5 protein-coding genes and 1 pseudogene are annotated in these 6,771 nt (G+C 65.5%); all 6 read right to left on the bottom strand.

Going from position 1 to position 6,771, the window contains the following annotated elements:
• Positions 1-374 (bottom strand): hypothetical protein (locus tag ACFWPJ_RS20850; RefSeq protein WP_378853716.1); only part of this gene is annotated, 374 nt, incomplete at its 3' end.
• A gap of 111 nt (positions 375-485) precedes the next feature.
• Positions 486-2,909 (bottom strand): annotated as a pseudogene (locus tag ACFWPJ_RS20845) (type I polyketide synthase); the annotation flags it as partial.
• Positions 2,910-3,066: 157 nt separating this feature from the next.
• Entirely contained in the window at positions 3,067-4,110 is a 1,044-nt protein-coding gene (locus ACFWPJ_RS20840) for a ketoacyl-ACP synthase III family protein (RefSeq protein WP_378853714.1), read from the bottom strand.
• A 349-nt stretch (positions 4,111-4,459) separates the two neighbouring features.
• Positions 4,460-5,452 (bottom strand): IS481 family transposase, encoded by a 993-nt coding sequence (locus tag ACFWPJ_RS20835; protein WP_378853712.1) that lies wholly within the window; start codon positions 5,450-5,452, stop codon positions 4,460-4,462.
• A gap of 104 nt (positions 5,453-5,556) precedes the next feature.
• The gene (locus ACFWPJ_RS20830; protein WP_378853710.1) at positions 5,557-5,865 is read right to left on the bottom strand and encodes a transposase; all 309 of its coding nucleotides are present in this window, start codon (positions 5,863-5,865) and stop codon (positions 5,557-5,559) included.
• A 194-nt stretch (positions 5,866-6,059) separates the two neighbouring features.
• Positions 6,060-6,209, bottom strand: a complete 150-nt coding sequence (locus ACFWPJ_RS20825) for a hypothetical protein (protein ID WP_378853708.1) — start codon at positions 6,207-6,209, stop codon at positions 6,060-6,062.
• Positions 6,210-6,771 lie beyond the last annotated feature (562 nt).

The following is a 6,771-nucleotide window of genomic DNA, read 5'->3' as shown; positions in this document are numbered from 1 at the left end:
GAGTAGGTGTGTGCGTTGGCCACCACGTCGATCGTCTTGAACGACTCCAGCACCAGAGGTGCGCTGAATTCCACCGAACGCAGCGAGATCGGGCCGTCCGCAGCGTCTTCGGTCAGCGCGGTAGCGAATGTGTTGACGATGATCGAGGCAGGTACCACCTCCACCCCGTCGACCGCGTGTACACCTTGATAAGGGCGCGTGTCGTAGCTGACCAGCGAACGCCAGAACCGCACCTCATCGGTGCCGACCAGCAGCGTGTTGCGGGGGCCGAGCAGGGTGTGCCGTGCCGCGGTGGGTACAGCGGCGCTCGTGGTCGGGCCGGTGGTGTCGGGGTAGTGACGCCGATGCCAGGTGCGCGCGGGCAGGTCGATCATCCGACCGTGGGCCAGAGCCGGCCACGCCAGATCCACGCCCTCGCAATACAGGTAGGCCAGATTCTCGCGCAGGACGTCGAGTTCGGGCTTGTTACGTCGAATCGAGTGCGCGACAACGCAGGCCCGATCGAGCGCCTCGGCGGTTTCGGCGATCGATTCGGACACGATGGGATGCGCGGCGATTTCGAGGAATGTGTCGTGTCCGTCCTCGAGGGCCGCGCGCACCGCCGGTTCCAGGCGGACCATATCGCGCAGATTGGCGGCCCAATAGTCCGCGTCACGCACGGTGACGGTGCGCGGATCGGTCAGGACCGCCGAATACATTGGGATCTCGGGCGCCCGCGCGGGCAGCTCACGCACGGCGTTCTTGAGCTGGTCCACCAGCGGGTCCATCTGGGCGCTGTGGAAGGCCACGTCGGTAGCCACGCGCCGCCAGCGCACACCGTGTTCGTCGAGCAGAGCGGCGACGGCGTCGATATCGGCGATCGCGCCGGAGACGACCGTACTCGTCGGAGAGGACAGGATCGCCACTGTCACACCGCAATTCGCTGGCAGTAGCGGTTCGACCTCGGCGGCGGAGCGGGCCATGACCAGCATCGCGCCGTGCCCAGCGGCCTGGTCGACCACCCGCGCACGCCGGCACGCCAGGCGTGCACCGTCCTCGAGCTCAAGTACGCCCGCAGTGACCGCGGCGGCGATCTCGCCCAGGGAGTGCCCGATCACCGCGGCAGGGTGCACGCCGTAGGACTTCCAGATCTCGGTCAGTCCACACTGGACAGCGAAGGTCAATGCCTGTGCCACAGCGGTACTCGCGGGCTGTTCGGATTCGAGCAGGGCGCGACACCCGGTGCCGAGCTCGGTGGCGAAGATGGCATCGATGCGGTCGATGACCGTCGCGAACTGCGGCACGCCCAGCAACTCTGTACCGACGCTGTCCCAATGAGCACCGTGCCCGGAATACACCCACACCCCACCCGCGCGGCCCGGTTCGGCACGGGTGACGGTGATATCGCCGCCATCGCTGTCGGCAAGCTCCTGCAGACCCTCGAGCATCGCGGCGCGATCTCGTACCGTCAGCAGCGACCGGAATCGATGGTGGCCGCGGCGTACCCCGAGGGTGTAGGCGATGTCGTCGAGGCTGAACTCGGGATGTTGGTCGAAATATTTCGCGAGACTGCGTGACCAGTCGCGCAGATCCTCGACGCTGTTGCCCGTCACCGGCAGCAGATGGCTCACGTGCGTACCGGCGGTCGGGGCGAGCGCGGACGGCGCGGAATCCGCGGGCGCGTTCTCGACGATCACATGGCCGATGGTGCCGCCATAGCCGTATCCGGAGATGCCGATGCGCTGAGGGCCGTCGATACTCGGCATCGCGGTGTGCTCGGCCACGACCTGCACACCGGAGTCGGCCCAGTCGATACTGCGGGTGGGCGTGGTGAAGTTGAGCTGACGGGGAATCGTGCCATGTTCGAACACCAGCAATGACTTGATCAAGCTGATGACGCCCGCGCCCGCTTCCAGATGTCCCACATTGGCCTTGACCGAACCGATCAGGCAGGGATCCGCAGCAGTGCGGTTGTGCGCGAACACCTTCGACACCGCGGTCACTTCGATCGGGTCACCGACGGGAGTGCCAGTGCCGTGCGCTTCGATGTAGCCGATGCTGTGCGGGTCGATTCCGGTGGCGGCGTACGTGTTTCGCAGCAGCGTCTCCTGTGCCTCCGCGCTGGGCGCCATGATGCCGTTCGTGCGGCCCTCCTGGCCGATGCCGCTACCGATGATCAGGCCCAGGACCTTGTCTCCGGCCGCGCGAGCATCACTCAGGCGTTTGAGCACGACGATGCCGCCGCCTTCGGCGCGACCATAGCCGTCGGCGGAGTCGTCGAAGGATTTGCAACGCCCGTCGGAAGCGGTGGCACCGGCGGCGTCGAGGGTGATGCTGAATCCCGGTGCCGCGATGATGTTCGCCCCGCCGGCCAGCGCCATGGAGATCTCGCCGTTACGCAGCGCCTGGCAGGCCGAGTGCATGGCCACCAACGACGCCGAGCACGCGGTATCGATGGCGACGCTGGGTCCACGCAGATCCAGGCAGTAGGACACCCGGTTGGCCACCCCGCACGGCGAGGAACCGATACCGGTCCAGGCGACAATGTTGTTGAGGTCGTTGAGTTTCCGCGTTCCGAAATCGGTCGCGCCGACACCGACGTAGACGCCGGTGTCGGATCCGGCGAGTCCACGTGTGGCCAGTCCGCCACTGTCGAGAGCCTCCCACGACAGCTCCAGGATCAGTCGCTGCTGCGGATCCATGGTCGCGGCTTACCAGGGTGGAATGGTGAAGAAGTCCGAGTCGAAGGAGTCGATGTCGTCGAGGAAGTAGCCGCTTTTGGTGACCTGACCCAACACGGCCGCGGTATCGGGGGACATCGCGAAATCCCAGCGCCCGGCTGGAACTTCGCCATTGAGGTCGGTCCCTGTCATCAGCGCATCCCAGAATTGCGCCGGGGACTCGATGCCGCCGGGCAGGCGGCACGCCATTCCGACCACGGCAATCGGCTCGATCGCGTATTCGCTCGCCATGCTTGTCTCACCTATCTATTTCTTTCCGGCAGGCAGCAGCCATCGCGCGCATCTACCGTGAGTTCGAATCGGCCGACCGGACTACGATGTCCTGCCGCTGCCGCGTGAAAATGCGTTACGCGGTAACGCCTTTGACGATGGTGCAGGTCCAGGTGAACCATCCGCCCAGACCGAACAGGGCTGCGTGACGTCCCTCCGCGAGGGCGCGGGTACTCATGATTTCGGCGAGATCGGCGCCGAGGTCGCCGCAGCCGAGATGTCCGGAGTCGGCGTGTCCGGAGCGCACCTGTAGTAAGGGGTACTCCTCGAGGATGGGCATGAAGGAGTTCTCCAAGACGCTGGCGCCGATGCGCGGCAGCATAACCAGGTCGAGCTGTTGTTCGACATCGGTGATCCCGGCCTCGGCGAGAGCTTCGTCGAAGACCTCTCGGATCTTGGATTGACCGGTCTTCACCATGAAGTCCATGCCGCCGGTCGATTCGATGACGTTTTCACCGACGGCGCTCTCCTGCGAGGGAATGCCATTGCCCAGCGGAAAATCCGAGAACGGAGTGTCACCCCGGTTCAGTACCTCGAACACCGGTGCCGTGCGCGCGCTGATGGCCGCGATCTCGAGTCGGTATCCGGGATGGGAGGCCTGGTTGCTGAGAACAACCGCAGAGCCGGCATCGCCGAGGGCGAAGGTCGGGCTGTTGTTCCAGCGGTCGACGCCCGGCGCGACGAAGCGGTCAGACGCGGTTACCAGGGCCGTGTGCGGGTCAGTGCCCTTGCTTAGCAACAGCGTGGCGTTGTAGAGGGAGAGAACACCACCGTCACAACCCTGATGCATCGACATGGGCCAACAGTTCACCGCGCCAACAGCATTGGCGATGAAGTGCGGCACCGACCACAGATCATGACCCTGGTGATACAGCCACGAGTGGAACAGAAAATCGATGTCGGCGCCCACGAGGCCACTGTCGGCCAGGGCCGCGCTCGTCGCGCGCACCGCCATCTCGGGGGCGGAGATGTCGGTGGCAACGGCCACGCTGTCCACGCCTTTGAGTTCGGCGTGCTCGACACTGAGTTCTCCACGCTGGATCGCCGCACTGGCGTAATCCCGTGTGGCGGGAAACCAGTTGGCGGCACCGACGATCCAGACCTGACGGTCGAACTTCATGTGGTCGCATCCCCTCCCCATGACCCGCCATCGGCGCGTCATGGCTTCCATCCTGACGGCGATGCTAGCGCATGATCTAGAACTTGTTCTAGTTACGTGTCGGGGCAGGCCGATGCAGTAACCCCAGCGCTCGGGGTGGCGGGTTGAACATCGGCTGGTGGGCGGGGATTCTTCCGATTGAGGTGAGGCTGGCGACTCGGAAGCCGGATGTACTCGTCCGAGCGGTGACCCCGGACACGCGCACCCTCGCGCGCGACCATCGCCGCCATGCGCGCGGCGCGGCTGGCAGGTGCAGGGACCGCTGCACGCTCGGGTGCGGACAGCTCACCAACACGACCGGCTGAGACGCCTAGGTGTACTGACCTGAGAGGTTGGGAACGCGGCTGGCCGGTGGGTGTCCGCCGAGTGCTGTGTGACCGCGGTGGTGATTGTAGGTGTGTAGCCAGTCGGTGAATGTGGAACGGCGTTCGGTTTCGGACCGGTAGGGACGTGCGTAAGCCCATTCCTCAAGCAGGGTGCGGTTGAACCGTTCGACCTTGCCGTTGGTTTGCGGTCGGTAAGGCCGGGTGCGTTTGTGGGTGACGCCGGTGGTTGCCAGTTCGGATCGCCAGAGCTGCGACCTGTAACAGGATCCGTTGTCGGTGAGGACACGTTTGATGGTGATTCCCTTGGCGGCGAGATACTTTCGTGCCCGCTGCCAGAACGCGACAGCGGTTTCCTTGCGTTCGTCGGGCAGGATTTCGCTGTAGGCCAGGCGGGAGTGGTCATCGACGGCGTTGTGCAGGTAGCTGCAGCCGACATGGCTGGCACCATTGCGGCGCAACACTTTTCCGGGTGTGCGGGTGCGGTTGCGGGCTCCGGCACGGCGGCCGAGGACGCGGTGTCCGCCGCCGTCGGGGATGTTGCCGAGTTTCTTGATGTCGACGTGGATCAGGTCGCCGGGAGCGTCGTGTTCGTAGCGGCGGACGGGTGCGGCGGTGGCGCGGTCGAGCCATCGCAGCCGGGCCATCCGGTAGCGGGCCAGGACGCGGTGCACGGTCGAGGGATGCAAGCCGAGCAGGTAGGCGATGCGGGCCGGTCCCCAGCGGCGTTGCAGCCGGATCTTGATGATGCGGCGTTCGGTGCGGGTGGGCGTGCGGTTCGGGCTGTGGCGCGGGCGGCTGGACCGGTCGCTCATGCCGGCATGGCCGGCTGCCCGGTAGCGGTCGGCCCAGCGTTTCGCGGTGGTAGTCGAGACTTGGAATCGTTCGGCAGCGCGGCGTAGTGGCCAGCCGTCGTCGACGACGCACCGGGCCAGCCGTAACCGGCCCAGTTCGGTCAGGGGGGCGTTACGGTGGGACACGAAGACCTCCGGAGTGGATGCGTTCCTAGACAGCTCGCACTTCACTCGGAGGTCTTCGTCATGTCAGCTCGCCACGCCGTCACCAACGTCCGTGGTCAGTACACCTAGGTCATGTCTCCCAACAGCTTCAGCCATTCAACGGCCAGGGCCATGACGAGCCCGGCATGATAGGTCGCGGCGAGTTTGTCGTAGCGAGTGGCGACACCACGCCAATGATTGACCTTGTTGAAGGCGCGTTCCACGATGTTGCGACCCTTGTAGGCCACCGAATCGAAGCTCGGTGGCCGCCCACTAGCACGGCTCCGCCGTTTCCGGTTGACCTTCCGATCGGCTCGTTCGGGATGCCTGCGCCGATACCTTTGCCGCGGCAAGGCTCGATTGCTCGCCGAGGGGTACGCCTTGTCGGCGAGCACCAGGGTTGGACCGTGGTGGGCCACCAGTCAGTCGCGGAATCGCGATCGAATCGAGCACTGCGGGCATCATCGGCGAGTCGCCAGCTTGGCCCGCGCTCAGCAGTACCGCCAGCCCACGGCCGTTGCCGTCGGTGGCCAGATGCGCTTTCGTGGTCAACCCGCCTCGCGACCGGCCGATCGCGTGATAGCCCGGCTCATAGCTGACCGTCCGGGCCGACACCCTCGTCGCCGTCACGGGAAGCGTTCGCGCCGTGTTGATGCACCCGCATGGTCGAAGAATCCACCGATACAACCCAATCCGGATTCCCCGTCACATCCTCCAGCGCCGTCAACGCGATCAGCACCCGATCCCAAGTCCCGTCCCCGGCATACCGGCGATGAGGCTTTCTGCCATGGATCGAAGGCCTTCGGCAGATCCCGTCACGGCACCCCCGGTCCGCAACCGGAACAACATCCCCTCCACGACCAGCCGGTTGTTGGCGAAGTTGCGACCCACTTGCCCGTCGGACTTCGTTAGCAGCAGCTCGAGAAGCTCCCACTGCGTATCCGTCAGAACCCGATACCGATCATCGACCGCCACGGCGAACATGATGCCCGTCGCCGCGACCTACCGGGCCTTATCCGGAAAGCCGATTGGGAGACACTACCCAGAACTTCCAGTCGGTCACGGAAAGCTGGGTTGGCTAGTTCGAACTCTCCAGGACCGCGGTGCGCCACCGCGGCAAGCTCGACATCCGGAGCAGCCGAAAAGAGCCTGCGAGCGCGGCCATGCCCCGACGACATCCCCTGCACGCGCGGCGGCCACCAGGTCCGCGACGCCGCGACAGATCTCGGCCCGCCGCTCCATGCCAGCATCGGCCGACCCCGATTCCAAACGTGCGCCATCTGTATGACGCCTCTCACATC

The sequence above is a fragment of the Nocardia sp. NPDC058497 genome (assembly GCF_042720195.1).
Classification (GTDB): Bacteria; Actinomycetota; Actinomycetes; order Mycobacteriales; family Mycobacteriaceae; genus Nocardia.
Note: the sequence above shows the minus strand (reverse complement) of the source record. Positions and strands in the feature narration are given on the sequence as shown.

Excerpts from the sequence above, each read along its gene's own strand:
- ACFWPJ_RS20840 (WP_378853714.1), bottom strand. The coding sequence starts at position 4,110 with ATGAAGTTCGACCGTCAGGTCTGGATCGTCGGTGCCGCCAACTGGTTT.